This is a genomic window from Aliidiomarina sedimenti (assembly GCF_003986955.1).
In the GTDB taxonomy this organism is placed as follows: Bacteria; Pseudomonadota; Gammaproteobacteria; order Enterobacterales; family Alteromonadaceae; genus Aliidiomarina; species Aliidiomarina sedimenti.
Map to the genome: position 1 here is coordinate 142561 of NZ_PIPN01000005.1, position 14986 is coordinate 157546.

The 14986-nt window shown below is 51.2% G+C and carries 13 protein-coding genes and 5 tRNA genes; 10 read left to right on the top strand and 8 right to left on the bottom strand.

Translation table 11 applies throughout. From position 1 onward, the window contains the following. The first annotated feature begins 188 nt into the window (after positions 1-188). Positions 189-782, top strand: a complete 594-nt coding sequence (locus tag CWE12_RS11360; protein ID WP_126789828.1) for a DUF4377 domain-containing protein — start codon at positions 189-191, stop codon at positions 780-782. Between the two features lie 24 nt (positions 783-806). Here CWE12_RS11360 and CWE12_RS11365 read toward each other — a convergent pair whose 3' ends face one another. The 7 genes from CWE12_RS11365 to CWE12_RS11395 all read right to left on the bottom strand — a co-directional run bounded on the left by CWE12_RS11365 (position 807) and on the right by CWE12_RS11395 (position 6330). Beyond that, positions 807-1013 carry a DUF2061 domain-containing protein gene (locus CWE12_RS11365; protein ID WP_126789981.1) on the bottom strand — a complete coding sequence of 69 codons (207 nt, stop codon included), beginning with the start codon at positions 1011-1013 and terminating at the stop codon, positions 807-809. Positions 1014-1229: 216 nt separating this feature from the next. Further along, a tRNA-Val gene (locus tag CWE12_RS11370) sits at positions 1230-1305 on the bottom strand. 62 nt (positions 1306-1367) lie between these two features. Next, positions 1368-1443, bottom strand: a tRNA-Val gene (locus CWE12_RS11375). Positions 1444-1489: 46 nt separating this feature from the next. Further along, a tRNA-Val gene (locus CWE12_RS11380) sits at positions 1490-1565 on the bottom strand. Positions 1566-1655: 90 nt separating this feature from the next. Next, complete coding sequence (locus tag CWE12_RS11385) at positions 1656-2900, bottom strand: hypothetical protein (RefSeq protein ID WP_126789829.1); 1245 nt, start codon at positions 2898-2900, stop codon at positions 1656-1658. Further along, positions 2900-4909: an excinuclease ABC subunit UvrB gene (gene uvrB / locus CWE12_RS11390; protein ID WP_126789830.1), complete on the bottom strand. Its 2010-nt coding sequence runs from the start codon at positions 4907-4909 to the stop codon at positions 2900-2902. Before uvrB ends, CWE12_RS11385 begins: the two co-directional genes overlap by 1 nt. Positions 4910-4920: 11 nt before the next feature. Next, positions 4921-6330 carry an MATE family efflux transporter gene (locus CWE12_RS11395; RefSeq protein WP_126789831.1) on the bottom strand — a complete coding sequence of 470 codons (1410 nt, stop codon included), beginning with the start codon at positions 6328-6330 and terminating at the stop codon, positions 4921-4923. A gap of 225 nt (positions 6331-6555) precedes the next feature. On the opposite strand from CWE12_RS11395, the gene CWE12_RS11400 reads away from it, so the two are divergent. From CWE12_RS11400 to CWE12_RS11410, 3 genes are all read left to right on the top strand, one after another. After that, positions 6556-7743: a pyridoxal phosphate-dependent aminotransferase gene (locus tag CWE12_RS11400; RefSeq protein ID WP_126789832.1), complete on the top strand. Its 1188-nt coding sequence runs from the start codon at positions 6556-6558 to the stop codon at positions 7741-7743. A gap of 694 nt (positions 7744-8437) precedes the next feature. Next, positions 8438-8514 (top strand) — tRNA-Asn (locus tag CWE12_RS11405). 34 nt (positions 8515-8548) lie between these two features. Continuing rightward, positions 8549-8625, top strand: a tRNA-Asn gene (locus CWE12_RS11410). A gap of 86 nt (positions 8626-8711) precedes the next feature. Here CWE12_RS11410 and CWE12_RS11415 read toward each other — a convergent pair. After that, entirely contained in the window at positions 8712-9242 is a 531-nt protein-coding gene (locus tag CWE12_RS11415) for a phosphatase PAP2 family protein (protein ID WP_126789833.1), read from the bottom strand. Between the two features lie 266 nt (positions 9243-9508). Between CWE12_RS11415 and rsxA the strand changes: the two genes are divergently transcribed. Genes rsxA through CWE12_RS11445 form a run of 6 tightly spaced genes read left to right on the top strand, consistent with a single transcriptional unit; the run spans position 9509 to position 14984 of the window. Continuing rightward, positions 9509-10093 (top strand): electron transport complex subunit RsxA, encoded by a 585-nt coding sequence (rsxA, locus tag CWE12_RS11420; RefSeq protein WP_126789834.1) that lies wholly within the window; start codon positions 9509-9511, stop codon positions 10091-10093. Then, on the top strand, positions 10090-10659 hold the full coding sequence (gene rsxB, locus CWE12_RS11425) for an electron transport complex subunit RsxB (protein ID WP_126789835.1): 570 nt from the start codon (positions 10090-10092) through the stop codon (positions 10657-10659). The genes rsxA and rsxB overlap by 4 nt, the downstream gene beginning before the upstream one ends. Next, positions 10656-12512 carry an electron transport complex subunit RsxC gene (gene rsxC / locus CWE12_RS11430; RefSeq protein WP_241984201.1) on the top strand — a complete coding sequence of 619 codons (1857 nt, stop codon included), beginning with the start codon at positions 10656-10658 and terminating at the stop codon, positions 12510-12512. Before rsxB ends, rsxC begins: the two co-directional genes overlap by 4 nt. Continuing rightward, positions 12512-13591, top strand: coding sequence for an electron transport complex subunit RsxD (gene rsxD, locus CWE12_RS11435; protein ID WP_126789836.1), 1080 nt, complete (start codon positions 12512-12514; stop codon positions 13589-13591). The genes rsxC and rsxD overlap by 1 nt, the downstream gene beginning before the upstream one ends. Beyond that, a complete protein-coding gene (gene rsxG / locus CWE12_RS11440; RefSeq protein ID WP_126789837.1) occupies positions 13588-14229 on the top strand; it encodes an electron transport complex subunit RsxG in 642 nt (213 codons plus the stop codon). The genes rsxD and rsxG overlap by 4 nt, the downstream gene beginning before the upstream one ends. Further along, on the top strand, positions 14226-14984 hold the full coding sequence (locus tag CWE12_RS11445) for an electron transport complex subunit E (protein WP_126789838.1): 759 nt from the start codon (positions 14226-14228) through the stop codon (positions 14982-14984). The genes rsxG and CWE12_RS11445 overlap by 4 nt, the downstream gene beginning before the upstream one ends. Positions 14985-14986: the final 2 nt, after the last annotated feature.

Genomic DNA, 14986 nt, shown 5'->3' on the forward strand with positions numbered 1-14986 from the left:
AATGCCGATAGTCTACCACAGCGCTAATGGACGGCGGTATAGGGTCGTGTTGTGTTTAATACAGAGCCAGCAGAATCGTTTCTTAAGACCCTCTCGTTTGTAAGTTTTACGATAGAAAAAAACTAAAATATTTACATAGAATAAACATAAAAGTAGAATAATTAACCAACCCAAATAAGGATATTGCCATGCTTAAACTCAAACTTTTACCTCTCTTGCTATTCAGCAGCCCTTTCCTGACGGGCTGCAATTCTTCTGATGACGAGAATGTAGAGCAGGAATTGGAAGACGAATACTACCAGGAGGTTGTCGTTATCGGATCCCGGCCGGAACCATATTATGGATTTAATACAGGTCCAGGTTACAGCGTAACCGATGAGTCAGGAGAACAATCTCTTGTGGATTTGATCCGAGACTTCACATTTGAATGGGGCTACACAGTAACAGCGCAAGTTGAGGTTGTGATTTATGCAGATCCGCCAGACGATGGGGCTTCATCAGACATTAGAGTTCTGGAGATCCTGGATAGGGAGGAAGATGAAGTCGGCACCCTTTACAATTATGATTCCGTGATACTGGACCACGCACACGTTATTCGAACGGATGATAATAACGAAGGATACTATTTGTTCTTGGGGCATACCTTCGAATGTGCAGAGAACATAGATTGTGATCAACTGGTCGATATGAGTAATGATGGCGGTACCATTTCGCTCGAGTTCGAATACCTCGGCCAATCAGATGACCGTCCCACTGCAGTCATGCTGACCGACTGGAACTAAGCCACCTCTCCGGCTGCCGGTTACTTACTTAATAGAAAGCGTAACCGGCTTGTCCAGGCTCTGGCTGCCAAAACGGGCCCAGGCTTTCTCATGAAAGAAGTAAGCGACCGTATTGACCGCAGGCTCAATCATCGCGATCAGTCCGCCAAGTACAAAGCTGCCTGTCAGCAACCAGGTTACGGTAAACGCAACACAGAAGTGGACCACCGCAAAGGTTAGTGTTTTATTCATGAAATGCATACCGACAACTCCTCAATACCTGATTACCTTAATGGACTATTTTTAATGATAATAGTTCTCATTAATAATGGAAATCAATAATATCGATTGTGATAAAGGATTTTTCACCCTTCAGCGGTCAACTCGCCAATGCGCATAGGCTTTGCCACAGCCATTAAGCGCCGTGAGATTGGTATAGAACAGAAAGAGAATAATACAGACAGAAATTGGTGGGTGGTACTGGGCTCGAACCAGTGACCCTCGCCTTGTAAGGGCGATGCTCTCCCAGCTGAGCTAACCACCCATCGTGGTCGACCTTGAGGTCATGGCAGCGCCTGTGAGGCGTGCCTGGGATATGTGAAATGCTGGTGGGTGGTACTGGGCTCGAACCAGTGACCCTCGCCTTGTAAGGGCGATGCTCTCCCAGCTGAGCTAACCACCCATCTTGGTGTATCTCAGCATTTCTTTTCTAAACTGCAGCCACAAAATGGTGGGTGGTACTGGGCTCGAACCAGTGACCCTCGCCTTGTAAGGGCGATGCTCTCCCAGCTGAGCTAACCACCCATATTTCGCTGGACTGCGGGGCGCTATTATAGAGATCGGCGAAAAGCTGTCAACAACAAATTGCGCCTTGAGCACTTGTTTGCTGGTAATTTAGTCAGCCTGGCTGATGGCGGCGTTATTCTCATACCCTGCCACATGGAGGTCGATAAGACGCCCGGTAAATGGCGTCAGTTCCACCACCGCATAATTGCCATTTTGCACATCTTCCAGCTGCACCAGCCGACTCCCCACTGCGGGTAGGCTAGCTCCCGAGCGCAAAGCCAGTATTGTAGCCACTATAGCGGCATCGGTACGCTGGCTAGCGCCAGCCTCATCCATCAGCTGGGCAAACACCTCTGTCTCAAGGTACAGATGCAAATCCACCAGGCTGGTTGAACGCGCGTAGGGAATACGGGGTTGAGACTCTGACACACTTGCTGCAAACGCCAGCAAGGAAAGTAAGTTATTGATCCTGAATGGTTCATAAAAATGGATGTTCTGCAGCGTGTTCGCAGTGTCGGTCGAGCTGGCTTGTTGCAGCAGCGCGATATCCTCCTGCAGTGCCTTCGTCATCACGATGGGGCTATCCAGCGGCATATTGAGCAAAGGACCTATTCCCGGCCGTTGGTCAAGCAACATTAAATCAAACGGATTGCCGCCAAAGCTATCCAGGTTGACCAGCTCCAGCAATAAAGCCTGGGTGGCATACTCGTCGCCCAGGCCATATAAGGACGTCAGCCAGGAAAGTACCTGAGGAGGATCGTCGCCCTCGACAAGTATACCCTCTCCTTCCGTCAAAGGGCTAAGTTGACGCAACACCTCAGTAAGGCGCGGATTAGCCTGCAAAAAAGTAGCCTCGATCGCTGCAAGCTCATCAAGTTCGGGGAAAAGCCCGGCGTTAAAATCCGCTAAGCGGAAAAAAAAAGCCTCCTGAATTTGCATTGATACCCAATCCTGGGCATGGCGCACATCGGCGAGCACCTGAAAACGGTGGGACAGGAACTGAGCCATTTCCTGTTGCAGTGCTGCAGTGGGACGTTCGTCACTATTCATCACTGCTATGAATCGCTTAAACTCAACGGTGTCCCGTAACGGAACTACCGCTGCTTCACCGCGCTCTTCGGCGATTATGCTTTGAATAAACCCTACGTAGTCAGGAATGTTGGCAAAGCCCAACAGCTCAGCGTAGCGGTATAAAGTCTGGCAGGGCTCAACCGTATTTGCGCTATCAAAACAATCGTGAGGAAGGCTCAAATTCTCCTTCTCATTACTTTCAGATGCCAACGCCGTGCCGCCAATTCCGCTGCCGATACACAGAGAAAAGATTAGCGCCAAGGCCCCTACCGCTTTGTTCATTAGCCATATTCCTTCAACTGTTCACGCAGCTCGTGCAGCTCGTCGCGAATGTTGGCCGCTTTTTCAAACTCAAGATCCTGGGCAGCTTTGTACATCGCTTTTTCCTGAGCTGCGATAGCTTTCAGAATATCTTTGCTGTTGCGATACACCGGCAGGTCTTTTTTCAGTCGTGCCACTTCTTTCTTGCGTTTGCGAGCAGCTCCACCACCGAGATCCATGACGTCGGTGATTTTCTTATTCAGCCCAAGCGGGGTAATGCCATGTTCTTCATTGTATGCGACCTGGATGTTACGGCGACGATCAGTTTCGTCAATAGCTCGCTGCATCGAGCCCGTAATGCGGTCTGCATATAAAATAGCGCGACCGTTAATATTACGGGCCGCACGACCAATAGTCTGAATTAGTGATCGCTCAGCGCGCAGGAAGCCCTCTTTATCTGCATCCAGAATAGCAACCAGCGACACTTCCGGCATATCCAGGCCCTCCCGCAACAGGTTAATGCCGACCAGACAATCAAATTCACCGAGGCGCAAGTCACGGATGATCTCCATTCGCTCCACGGTATCAATGTCCGAATGCAGGTAGCGTACCCGGATCCCATGCTCGTCCAGATAATCGGTCAGGTCTTCAGCCATCCGTTTGGTCAGTGTTGTTGCCAGTACACGTTCACCTGCTTCTGCGCGTATCCGGATCTCCGACATTAGATCATCCACCTGGCTGCCCACCGGGCGAATTTCAATAACCGGGTCAAGCAAGCCTGTCGGTCGTACTACCTGCTCAACTGTTTCACCACCACTGCGTTCAAGTTCATAATTTCCCGGCGTAGCGGACACATAAATGGTTTGCGGAGCGATGGCTTCAAACTCATCAAACTTCAGCGGCCGGTTATCCAGCGCTGACGGCAAGCGAAAGCCGTACCCTACCAGATTCTCTTTGCGCGAGCGGTCCCCTTTATACATAGCGCCGATCTGGGAGACGGTGACGTGTGACTCATCGATAATCAGCAGAGCGTCGTCCGGCAAGTAATCCATCAGCGTCGGTGGCGGCTCACCGGGTGCCCGGCCCGACAAATAACGCGAGTAGTTTTCGATGCCCGAACAATAACCAAGCTCCAGCATCATTTCGATATCAAACTGGGTCCGTTCACGAATACGCTGCTCTTCAATCAGTTTATTCTCGCCAAAAAACTGCTCGCGGCGGTCTTTTAGCTCTGCTTTTATATGGTCAATGGCATCAATGATTTTTTCCCGCGGCGTCACATAGTGAGTTTTCGGGTACACCGTGAAACGCGCGATATCTGCTTGCAGAAGCTGTCCGGTCAAAGGTTCAAACAAACTTATCCGTTCGATTTCATCGTCAAACATTTCCACCCGAACCGCCGCTTCATCGGATTCGGCCGGGAAAATGTCAATCACTTCGCCGCGGACACGGTAGGTGCCGCGCTCAAACGCCTGGTCATTGCGGGTGTACTGCAAGGTCGCCAGCGTTCGCACCATGTCACGCTGGTCAACAATGTCGCCGCGGCGCAGGTGCAGCATCATCTTCATATAGGATTCAGGATCGCCAAGACCATAAATGGCGGAGACCGAGGCGATCAGCACCACGTCACGGCGTTCCATTAACGCCTTGGTAGCCGACAAACGCATCTGTTCAATGTGGTCGTTCACCGAGGCATCTTTCTCAATAAAGGTATCAGTGGTCGGCACATAGGCTTCAGGCTGGTAGTAATCGTAATAGGAAACGAAATATTCCACTGCGTTATTGGGAAAAAATTCTTTCATTTCGCCATACAGCTGGGCGGCCAAAGTTTTATTGTGGGCAAGAATTAACGTCGGACGATTGGTCTGCTCGATAACATTCGCCATGGTGAAGGTCTTTCCCGAGCCAGTAACCCCAAGCAAGGTTTGGTGCGCCAGCCCGGCATCAATATTTTCCACCAGCTTCTCGATGGCAGCAGGTTGATCACCGGCAGGTTTATAATCAGAGACAAGTTCAAACTTACGTGACATTCGTTTCCTCGTTATTTACCTGACCGGGTACCCGGGCTCGTAACCGGGCCGGCCATTTGCAAAGGCCCGGTATCCTGTTCGTAGTCATTCAGGATACGCATAAACCAGTGATAAGACACAATCGCAGTGAGAATGTTCGCAATCAGGCCACCCACAAACAGGCCTTGTAAGCCCGCCAGATGACTGCCCAAATAAGACAAAGGTACAAACAGCATAAACAAACGCACCATGCTCAGCAGTAATGCGCGTAGTGGCATGTGCAATGCATTCATCGATGAGTTGGTCAGAATCACCCAACCCTGTAAACCATAGCTGAGGGGCATGATCCAGACAAACCAGGCCAGTACCTGAGCAACCGCTTCTTCGCGGGCAAAGGCCATTTGGATCAGCGGCAGGCAGACGACCATGAGCCCATAGATAACTAACTGAATGATAAATACGGCCGCTAACGCAGTGCGGTATGCAGCCCGCACCCGGTCCATTTTACCGGCACCAAAATTCTGGCTGATAAAAGGCGGTAAACTCATAGACAGCGCCAAAATAAAGATCGATGCCAGAGATTCCAGTCGTATCCCGGCACCAAAGCCAGCCACAGCCGCTGCACCGTAGGTGGCGACAATGGCGGTCATGATGCCCATCGCCAACGGCGTCATCATATTGGCCCCTGCAGCTGGCAGACCAATACTAAGAAGCCGTCTCGATGATGCAACAAAAACAGAAAACGAAGGTGGCCAGGGGTCAATCAATTTCTTACGCACCACCAGCCAGTACACAATCAATACAAAGCCAATGCTCCAGGAGAGGACACTGGCCAGAGCGGCCCCTTGCATGCCGAGCGCTGGGACAGGCCCCCAGCCAAAAATTAGCAGTGGATCAAAAATCGCATTCAGTACCCCGCCCAGGGCCATAATCATTGAGGGTGTTTTAGTATCCCCTGATGCGCGCAATACGCTGTTACCGATCATGGGTATCACCAGCATCACCGCACCTAAAAACCACCAGTTCATGTAGCTCATGATAAGTGGCATTAACTCATCGGTAGCGCCAAGCACACTGAAAATTGGCCGGGCCAGTAACCAGCCGGCTAATGACAGCAAGGCGACCAGCAACGCCGCAAGATACAGTGCCGAACTTCCGACATGGCGCGCTTGCCGGGTTTTCTCTGCGCCTAACTTACGGGCAATGACTGCTGAAGTCCCAATGCCTAAACCAATAGTCAGGCTAATGACGGTAAAGGTCACCGGAAAAGTAAAACCTATCGCGGCAAGTGCTTCAGTGCCGAGTAAGCTGATAAAGAAGGTATCAACAACGTTGAAACTAATCAGAGTAGCGACACCAAAAACCATCGGCCAGGTCATTTGCCACAACGTTTTCGTAATTGGCGCGTCGAGCATAACCCGTGCTGGTCTGGTCTGACTCATGGGACTCCTGAAGAGGTTTTTCGGGGCAATCAAAGAAAGACCATAGCATATCTTAATAATCGCCCTTTGGCCACGTATGGCGGGCGCTTTAAGACACCTGGCCAACACTGACTAGACCAGCCGCTACTGGACTTTATGTGTCGCCCCGCTTAGTATAAGCAGCGCAACAAACACGCATGCAGGCTCTGCATATTTCATTTTTAGTGTACGTAAAAAGGTGCTCTGGTGGATTACAAACTGTCCCGTCGCGTCAACGCAATAAAGCCTTCTCCAACGTTAGCCGTCAGTCAAAAAGCTGCCGAACTTAAAGCCGCAGGTAAAGATGTCATTGGGTTGGGTGTCGGTGAGCCCGATTTTGATACCCCTGAGTTTATCCGTGAGGCGGCCAAACGAGCTATCGACGAAGGGCATACACGTTACACCGCCGTAGATGGCATTCCTGCGCTAAAACAAGCTGTTTGTGACAAATTCAAACGGGATAATCAGCTCAGCTACACGCCCGACCAGGTGCTTATTTCCAGTGGCGGTAAACACAGTATTTTCAACCTGCTGACGGCATGGCTGGACGAAGGCGATGAAGTCGTTATTCCCGCCCCTTACTGGGTGTCGTATCCCGATATGACGTTACTGGTGGGCGCCAAACCTGTCATTGTACAGGCCACTATTGAGCAGGAGTATAAGATTACTGCTGATCAACTGCGCTCCGCGATCACCGAGAAAACACGATTGCTGTTCCTCAACAGCCCATCCAATCCAACTGGAATGGCCTATAGTGCTGATGAACTGAAAGCGCTTGCAGAAGTCCTCCGAGATTATCCGAATATTCTGATTGCTACCGATGATATGTATGAACATATTCTGTGGGGTGACGAACCTTTCGTAAACCTGCCAATGGTAGCGCCGGATTTGGTTGAGCGTACCGTTATTCTATCCGGGGTTTCTAAAGCCTATGCGATGACTGGTTGGCGGATTGGCTATGCAGCTGGCCCCAAAGCGATTATCGCAGCGATGAAAAAAGTTCAGTCGCAAAGTACCTCGAACCCTGCCGCCGTGTCACAACACGCCGCGTTAGCCGCATTAGAGGGCGACCAGAGCTGCATTCAAACCATGGTCACAGAGTTTAAGAAACGTCACGACTACCTGGTTAAAGCGCTGCACGAGATCCCGGGAATCCAGTGCTTACCGGGACATGGCACCTTTTACACCTTCCCCAATGTCACGGGTTTAATGCGTAAAGCAGGGGTAGATACTGATGTCGCGCTATGCGAGCGGCTTCTGGAAGAAGCCAATGTTGCCCTGGTACCGGGCTCGGCCTTCGGTACTCAAGGCTATTTCCGTCTGTCTTTTGCGACCAGCATGGATGTGCTTGAAGAAGCCGTGAAACGCATCAGAGCCTTTGCGGAATCTTTATAGTTAGTTACTTGCATTGAGAATAAGCCCGCTTTGACTCGCTCAGGCGGGCTTTTTTGTGCCCTTTCGGTACTTAAGTCGTAGTATTAAGGCCAATTGTAATAACTTTTTATTGTAAAACGTTGAGTTTGCATTTATTACAAAGTTATAACGGAACTGCTTTTGAAAACACGACTCTGGAACGACCATTCTAAGAAATGCAAGCAAAAAAGATATAAAAAATCACTTGACTGGAAATAAAATACACAGGTGGTGAATGGAAAAAAAGCAAATCGTTCAGGAATTCCGCATCTCGGCTAAAACCTCGCCGATATTTTTAAGTTGTTGATTTTTATGTATTTTTAAAAACCATGCCAATATTTAACCATGCTTACAAAATCGCTACAGCGCCCACCACTGCTTATAGCCCACAGACTTAACCACAAAGTTATCCACAGAAAAAGTGGATAAGATCCGCAATCGCTGACGGTGTGGGCGATCGCAGAAGCTGTGGATAAAAAATCAACAGCCATTTATATCTTTTGATATAGCTAATTTAAAATAAGGATGCAAAACGTATGAATTCAGGCCTTAGGGGCTGATTCTTGGCCAAGAAGAGCAAAAATCAGGCAAACAGAATCTTTTAAGGGCTTTTTGTTGTTTTCCATGTTGACAGGGTCAGGTAACGGCATTAATATTTCGCCCCGTTGACGGCAGTTCCCCAGTAGCTCAGTTGGTTAGAGCGGTGGACTGTTAATCCATGTGTCGTTGGTTCGAATCCAACCTGGGGAGCCAATTCGCTGCCGCAACATTTGTAATACTTGTCAATTCCCCAGTAGCTCAGTTGGTTAGAGCGGTGGACTGTTAATCCATGTGTCGTTGGTTCGAATCCAACCTGGGGAGCCATTCAAGCAAGTAGCTTCCATCAATTAAATAGAAACATCCCGCGACGACCTCAAGGTCGTTTTTTTGTATCTGGAATTCGAAAACCGCTAATTAATCGGCAGTTGTAACACGAAATAGGCAATACCAGTCCCAAGCAAAGCGCCGGCCAAAATATCAGACGGAAAGTGAACCCCTAAGGCAATCCTGGAAAGCCCGACCAGGCAAGCCCATACATAGTAGATCAGCGCCCAGGCCGGGAAACTAATCGCGGCCAACCCGGCAAATAGAAAAGCAGCTGTGGCATGCCCAGAGGGAAAGCTAAAGCGGTCGGCCGGGGTGATTACCGGGCGAAATGATAGCCGCTCGAGTGCAGGGCGCGCCCTTCGTAAGGTATTCTTTAACCACCAGTACAATGGCAGCTCGATAGCAAAAGCAATCAGAGCACGCTGCAGGAACAGAACACTGCCTTCAACCGCCGCAACAATAAACAAACTGGCAAGAGCAGCATAATAGGGCCCATCCCCGGAGCGGGAAATCCAGATCGCGAGTCGACTGTCTCGCCCCCAGCGTGTCAGGCGGAACAACCAGTAAAAAGTAAATTCGTCGACCCGACGAATACCTTCCCAAATGTTGGTCATTCACTCTCCCATTACTTAATTAGCAACGACTTACCAGCGTTTAGACCGGTCTGACTGAAGGCTTGCATAGCCCTGAACATGGTCATCTGCGACCACTGCAGAAACGTCATAATAGCCGAAAAGACCGCTCCTTTACGAGAGTCGCTTGCAAAGTGTTGTTTATGACGCCTTAAACCCCGATAATATAGGCCGTTAATTTTCTTGCGGGATTCTGGCAGGCGTTTTTACCCTGTGTACCCTTTGCCATCATAACAACGCGAGCTTCAATGACTGATTACTTAGTATTGCTAATTGCCACCGTGCTGGTGAACAACTTTGTTCTGGTCCAGTTTCTCGGCCTGTGCCCGTTTATGGGGGTTTCCAACCGCCTTGAAACCGCCATAGGTATGTCCGCTGCCACGACATTTGTGCTGACCCTGGCGTCAGTCTGCAGCTATCTGGTCAATGCCTATATATTACAGCCGTTCGATTTAATGGCGTTGCGCACCTTAAGCTTTATATTAGTCATTGCTGTTGTTGTCCAGTTTACAGAAATGGTAGTACACAAGACCAGCCCAACGCTCTATCGATTGCTCGGTATATTCCTGCCCTTAATTACCACCAACTGCGCGGTGCTTGGGGTCGCTTTGCTGAACATCAATGAGCAGCACAGTTTTATGCAGTCGATAGTCTTCGGCTTTGGCGCCGCCATCGGTTTCTCACTGGTTCTTATTGTTTTCTCTGCTCTGCGCGAACGAGTAGCTGCTGCAGACGTACCTTTACCCTTTAAAGGGGCCGCTATTGGTATGATTACAGCGGGCCTGATGTCACTCGCGTTTATGGGCTTCAGCGGATTGGTCTCGGTTTCATGAGTATGGTTGCAGGTATTATCGCATTAGCAGTACTGGCATTAGCCTTTGGCTTATTGCTTGGTTTCGCTGCCGTTCGTTTTCGGGTTGAGAAAGATCCCATTGTCGAGCAAATTGACAGCCTGTTACCACAAACCCAGTGTGGTCAGTGCGGGTATCCTGGGTGTCGCCCTTATGCGGAGGCGATTGCGAATGGGGACGATATAAATAAATGCCCTCCAGGCGGGCAAAGCACCATCGAGCAGTTAGCGGATTTAATGGGCCGCGAAGCCAAGCCGCTGGACGACGCCCATGGCGTCGAAGATGTCAAAAAAGTGGCCTACATACGCGAAGACGAATGCATTGGCTGCACCAAGTGTATCCAGGCCTGTCCGGTGGATGCCATTCTCGGTGCAACGAAACAAATGCACACGGTTATCGCCGACGAATGCACCGGGTGTGACCTCTGTGTGGAGCCCTGCCCGGTTGATTGCATTGACATGATCGAGTTACAGCAGGGACCAGAACGGTGGAAGTGGGATCTTGAACAAATTCCGGTCACACAATTAGCAACTGAGGTGAAATCGTGAGTTCATTAGTCCATCAATTTAGTCACGAGGACCTGCTGCGTAACCGGGATGATATAGCTGCTGGCAAATTGTGGCAGTTCCCTGGCGGCATTCATCCGCCGCAGCGCAAAGAACTGGCCAATAAAACGGCTATCCGTCGACTCCCGCCACCACCCCGTTTGTTGATCCCGTTTAAGCAACATATTGGTCAGCCCGGCACTGTCCTTGTGCAAGAGGGTGACCATGTTTTAAAAGGCCAGCCCCTGACCGCACCAGGACCGAATTCGGGTTTGCCGGTGCATGCGCCAACCTCCGGTCGCATCAAGCGGATTGGGGAGCACCCAAGCGCGCACCCGTCCGCGTTGCCGGTTTCAACTATTGAATTACTCAGTGACGGCGAAGATGAGTGGACTGAAAAACACCCCATTGCTGATTACACCGCCCTGAGTAGCAGCGAACTTATCGCGCTGATTGCCGAGGCTGGGATTGCCGGTTTAGGCGGCGCAGCCTTTCCAACGGCGCAAAAGCTCGCCGCTGATGGTCAGCTCGATTACTTAATTATAAACGGCGTTGAATGTGAACCTTACATTGTCTCCGACGACCGTCTCATGCGTGAGCATGCCGCTGGTATTGTCCGTGGCATTCGCATTTTGCAGCATATCAGCGGCGTCAAAAACGTCCTTATTGCTATCGAAGATAATAAACCAGAAGCTATCAGAGCGATGCAGGACGCCTGCTCCGGCACTGAAAGCCTGGCGGTTCGTATCGTACCAACCCGTTATCCGTCCGGCGGCGAGCGGCAGTTAATTCAGTTATTAACAGGGCGCGAAGTCCCGGCCAACGGTTTACCCAAAGACGTTGGTCTGTTAATGCAGAATGTAGGCACGGCGTATGCGGTGTATCGCGCGATTATACTCGGCGAGCCTTTGCTGGAACGGGTTATTACCCTGACCGGAGAAGCACTGCAGCAGCCTGGAACCGTTTGGGCGATGCTGGGTACCCCGGTCGACACGCTATTAAAACAGGCCGGCTATGTGCCCTACCCCAATGCCCGGGTGATTATGGGCGGTCCAATGATGGGCTTTACCCTGCCTACCCTGGACGTTCCTATCGTCAAGGGCAGTAACTGCATTCTGGCTCCGGCCAAACGCGAGTTGCCTGCATCCACTACCGAGATGGCCTGTATCCGCTGTGGCGCCTGTGCCGATGTCTGCCCGGCGTCATTGTTGCCGCAACAACTTTACTGGCTGGCCCGGGATCATGACCATGACGGCCTGCGTGAGCATCATCTGGCGGACTGCATCGAATGCGGTGCCTGTGCCTACGTCTGCCCCAGCGAAATTCCGTTGGTCCATTATTACCGCCAGGCTAAAGCGGATATGCGCGAACAATACATTGAGAAACAAAAAGCCGAAATTGCTAAAGAGCGTTTTGAAGCACGCAAGGCTCGCCTCGAACGTGAAAAGCAGGAACGTCTTGAACGCCATGAGCGCGCAGCTGAAGCTCGTAAGCGGGCGCTTGCTGAGCGCGAAGCCAAAGCCGCCGAGACTGCACCAGCCTCAGGCACCGAAACGACTGGCGAGCCAAGCAAGCCGGCTAATGACCGGGTAGCAGCAGCCATTGCCCGGGCCAAAGCAAAGAAAGCCGAGCAACAGAAGGCTGCACAAGCCACCGAAAACCCCGAAGGTCAGGCAAATGCCAAGCCCGAAGCGCAAACTGAATCAAGTAATAGTGCAGAGGCGCTGAAAGCCAGCCCAGATGACGTGTCTCAAACCGCTCCTGGAAGTGACCCTGAGAATGACAAAAAAGCCCGGATTGCCGCTGCAGTAGCACGTGCTAAAGCGAAGAAAGCCGCCCAGCAAGGATCTGATTGATGAGTTTTTATATCGCCTCCTCCCCTCATACTCGACAGCGCCGCACGACCGCCAGACTGATGCAATTGGTCATTGTGGCGCTGATCCCGGGAATTCTTGCTCAGTGGTATTTCTTTGGCTGGGGCGTGCTCCTGCAACTGCTGTTAGCGATTACTACAGCCTATGTCGCCGAATCGCTATGTCTGCATGCCCGCGAACGCAGTTCACTAAGCGCATTGCGTGACAATACCGCACTGGTGACTGCGATGCTGCTGGCTGTCAGTATTCCACCGCTGGCCCCTTGGTGGGTGATTGTTATCGGTGTCGCGTTTTCTATCATCGTGGTTAAACATTTATACGGTGGCGTCGGGCAAAACCTTTTTAACCCTGCGATGGCCGGGTACGTAGTATTGTTAATTTCCTTTCCGTTACAAATGAGCAGCTGGGTTGCTCCCGTGGAGCTGACCGGCCAGCATTTAAGCCTGTTCGAAAGCATTCATTTAATGCTCTTTCAGTACACCAGTGAAGGCTATAGCGTCGAACAAATGCGTATGGTTGCCAGCGGTACTGGCCTGGATGCCGTCGCCATGGCGACGCCACTTGACCATATTCGTACCGATCTCAGTCAGGGCCTGACCCTTAGCGAAAGCCTGCAGGCTCCGCTATTTAGTGGCCTTGCCGGACTTGGCTGGCAATGGGTCAATCTGGCCTATTTACTTGGCGGCCTGTTTTTGCTGCAACAGCGGGTCATTCAGTGGCATATCCCTGCAGCACTGCTGGCTTCATTAGCATTGCTGGCCGCATTGGGTACCCTGTTGGCGCCGGATCAGCTGCCCGGAATAGACATTCACTTATTCAGTGGCGGGACTATGCTGGCTGCATTTTTTATCGCTACCGACCCGGTCTCGGCCGCTACATCGAACCGCGGACGCCTGGTTTATGCCGCACTCATTGGCCTCATTATCTACCTTATTCGCAGCTTTGGTGGTTACCCCGACGCCATCGCGTTTGCGGTTTTGCTGGCCAATATGTGTGTGCCTATTATCGATAAATACACCCGTCCGACGACCTATGGCCACCCGCGGAGGAAGCTACAATGATGACGCAAATGCGCCGTAACGGGCTTATCCTGGCCGCCTTCGCACTGGTTTCGACGATACTGGTTATGACCACCCAATGGCTGACTGAGGACCGTATCGCTGAGCAACAACGCAGCGAACTGATGACAACGCTCAATAGCCTGATCCCGCCCGCGCTGCACGACAATGATTTATATGCAGATTGCACCTTAGTCACTGCCGACGAGCTTGGCCTAAGTGAACCTCAGCCGGTCTATCGAAGCCGCCGCGAGGGACAACCAACTGCGCTGGCATTGCGTACTACCGCGCCAGATGGATACAGCGGCAATATCCATTTATTGGTAGCGCTGAATGACAGCGGTACCCTGCTCGGTGTGCGCGCCCTGTCCCACCGGGAAACACCAGGTCTTGGTGATAAAATTGAAGTGCGCCGCAGTGACTGGATCCACAGTTTTCAGGGGCAACAAGTACGGGGTGCGGATGACCCTCGCTGGGATGTGCAGCGTAATGGCGGTATGTTCGATGCCTTTGCCGGTGCTACTATTACGCCCCGCGCCGTCGTAAATGCCGTGCAACGTACCGTGCTCTATGCAACCGAACATCAGCAGCAGCTGTTTAATGCGAACGCAAACTGCAGTCAGTCAGGAGATATGCAATGAGTGAAAGCATCGCCGACACCGGCGTCGCCGGCGAAGCCAGCACAGAAACGACGAACGGGCGCTTTGACGAAATCAGAACACTGACTCAAAATGGCCTGTGGAGCAACAACCCCGCGTTGGTGCAACTACTCGGGCTTTGCCCTTTACTTGCCGTCAGCGGCACCGTCACCAATGCATTGGGGCTTGGCATCGCCACCATGCTGGTGTTGATCGGTTCAAACGTTACGGTTTCGCTGGTGCGCAATTTTGTCCCTTCTGAAATTCGTATTCCGGTCTTTGTCATGGTCATAGCAACCTTCGTGACACTCATCGAATTGTTCATGAATGCCTTCACCTACGGTCTTTTTATGGCGCTGGGGATATTTATTCCACTGATCGTGACTAACTGCGCCATTATCGGACGTGCGGAAGCCTATGCATCAAAAAATAACTGGCAGCTGTCCGCAATTGACGGCTTTATGATGGGCCTCGGGTTTACCCTGGTGTTGGTTTTACTGGGTGCGATGCGGGAAATTATCGGTCAGGGTACGCTGTTCGACGGTGCCGAGCTGCTGTTAGGTGACTGGGCCACCGTATTGCGAATCGAATTGTTCGCCGTTGACTACCCGCTCTTGCTCGCAGTCTTACCACCCGGTGCTTTTATCGGTATGGGTTTTATCATCGCCGGTAAGAATTGGATCGACCATAAACGCGAACAACGCAGTCAAACAGACTCAGTCAGAAAAGTTGAACGGGCCCGGGTGACCTCTGCTTAGAT

What these genes read in the sequence shown, in the direction of transcription:
- CWE12_RS11395 (WP_126789831.1), bottom strand. Translation starts at nt 6,330, where the DNA reads ATGAGTCAGACCAGACCAGCACGGGTTATGCTCGACGCGCCAATTACG.
- CWE12_RS11365 (WP_126789981.1), bottom strand. Translation starts at nt 1,013, where the DNA reads ATGAATAAAACACTAACCTTTGCGGTGGTCCACTTCTGTGTTGCGTTT.
- rsxA (WP_126789834.1), top strand. Translation starts at nt 9,509, where the DNA reads ATGACTGATTACTTAGTATTGCTAATTGCCACCGTGCTGGTGAACAAC.
- CWE12_RS11385 (WP_126789829.1), bottom strand. Translation starts at nt 2,900, where the DNA reads ATGAACAAAGCGGTAGGGGCCTTGGCGCTAATCTTTTCTCTGTGTATC.
- rsxB (WP_126789835.1), top strand. Translation starts at nt 10,090, where the DNA reads ATGAGTATGGTTGCAGGTATTATCGCATTAGCAGTACTGGCATTAGCC.
- CWE12_RS11415 (WP_126789833.1), bottom strand. Translation starts at nt 9,242, where the DNA reads ATGACCAACATTTGGGAAGGTATTCGTCGGGTCGACGAATTTACTTTT.
- rsxD (WP_126789836.1), top strand. Translation starts at nt 12,512, where the DNA reads ATGAGTTTTTATATCGCCTCCTCCCCTCATACTCGACAGCGCCGCACG.
- uvrB (WP_126789830.1), bottom strand. Translation starts at nt 4,909, where the DNA reads ATGTCACGTAAGTTTGAACTTGTCTCTGATTATAAACCTGCCGGTGAT.
- CWE12_RS11360 (WP_126789828.1), top strand. Translation starts at nt 189, where the DNA reads ATGCTTAAACTCAAACTTTTACCTCTCTTGCTATTCAGCAGCCCTTTC.
- CWE12_RS11445 (WP_126789838.1), top strand. Translation starts at nt 14,226, where the DNA reads ATGAGTGAAAGCATCGCCGACACCGGCGTCGCCGGCGAAGCCAGCACA.
- rsxG (WP_126789837.1), top strand. Translation starts at nt 13,588, where the DNA reads ATGATGACGCAAATGCGCCGTAACGGGCTTATCCTGGCCGCCTTCGCA.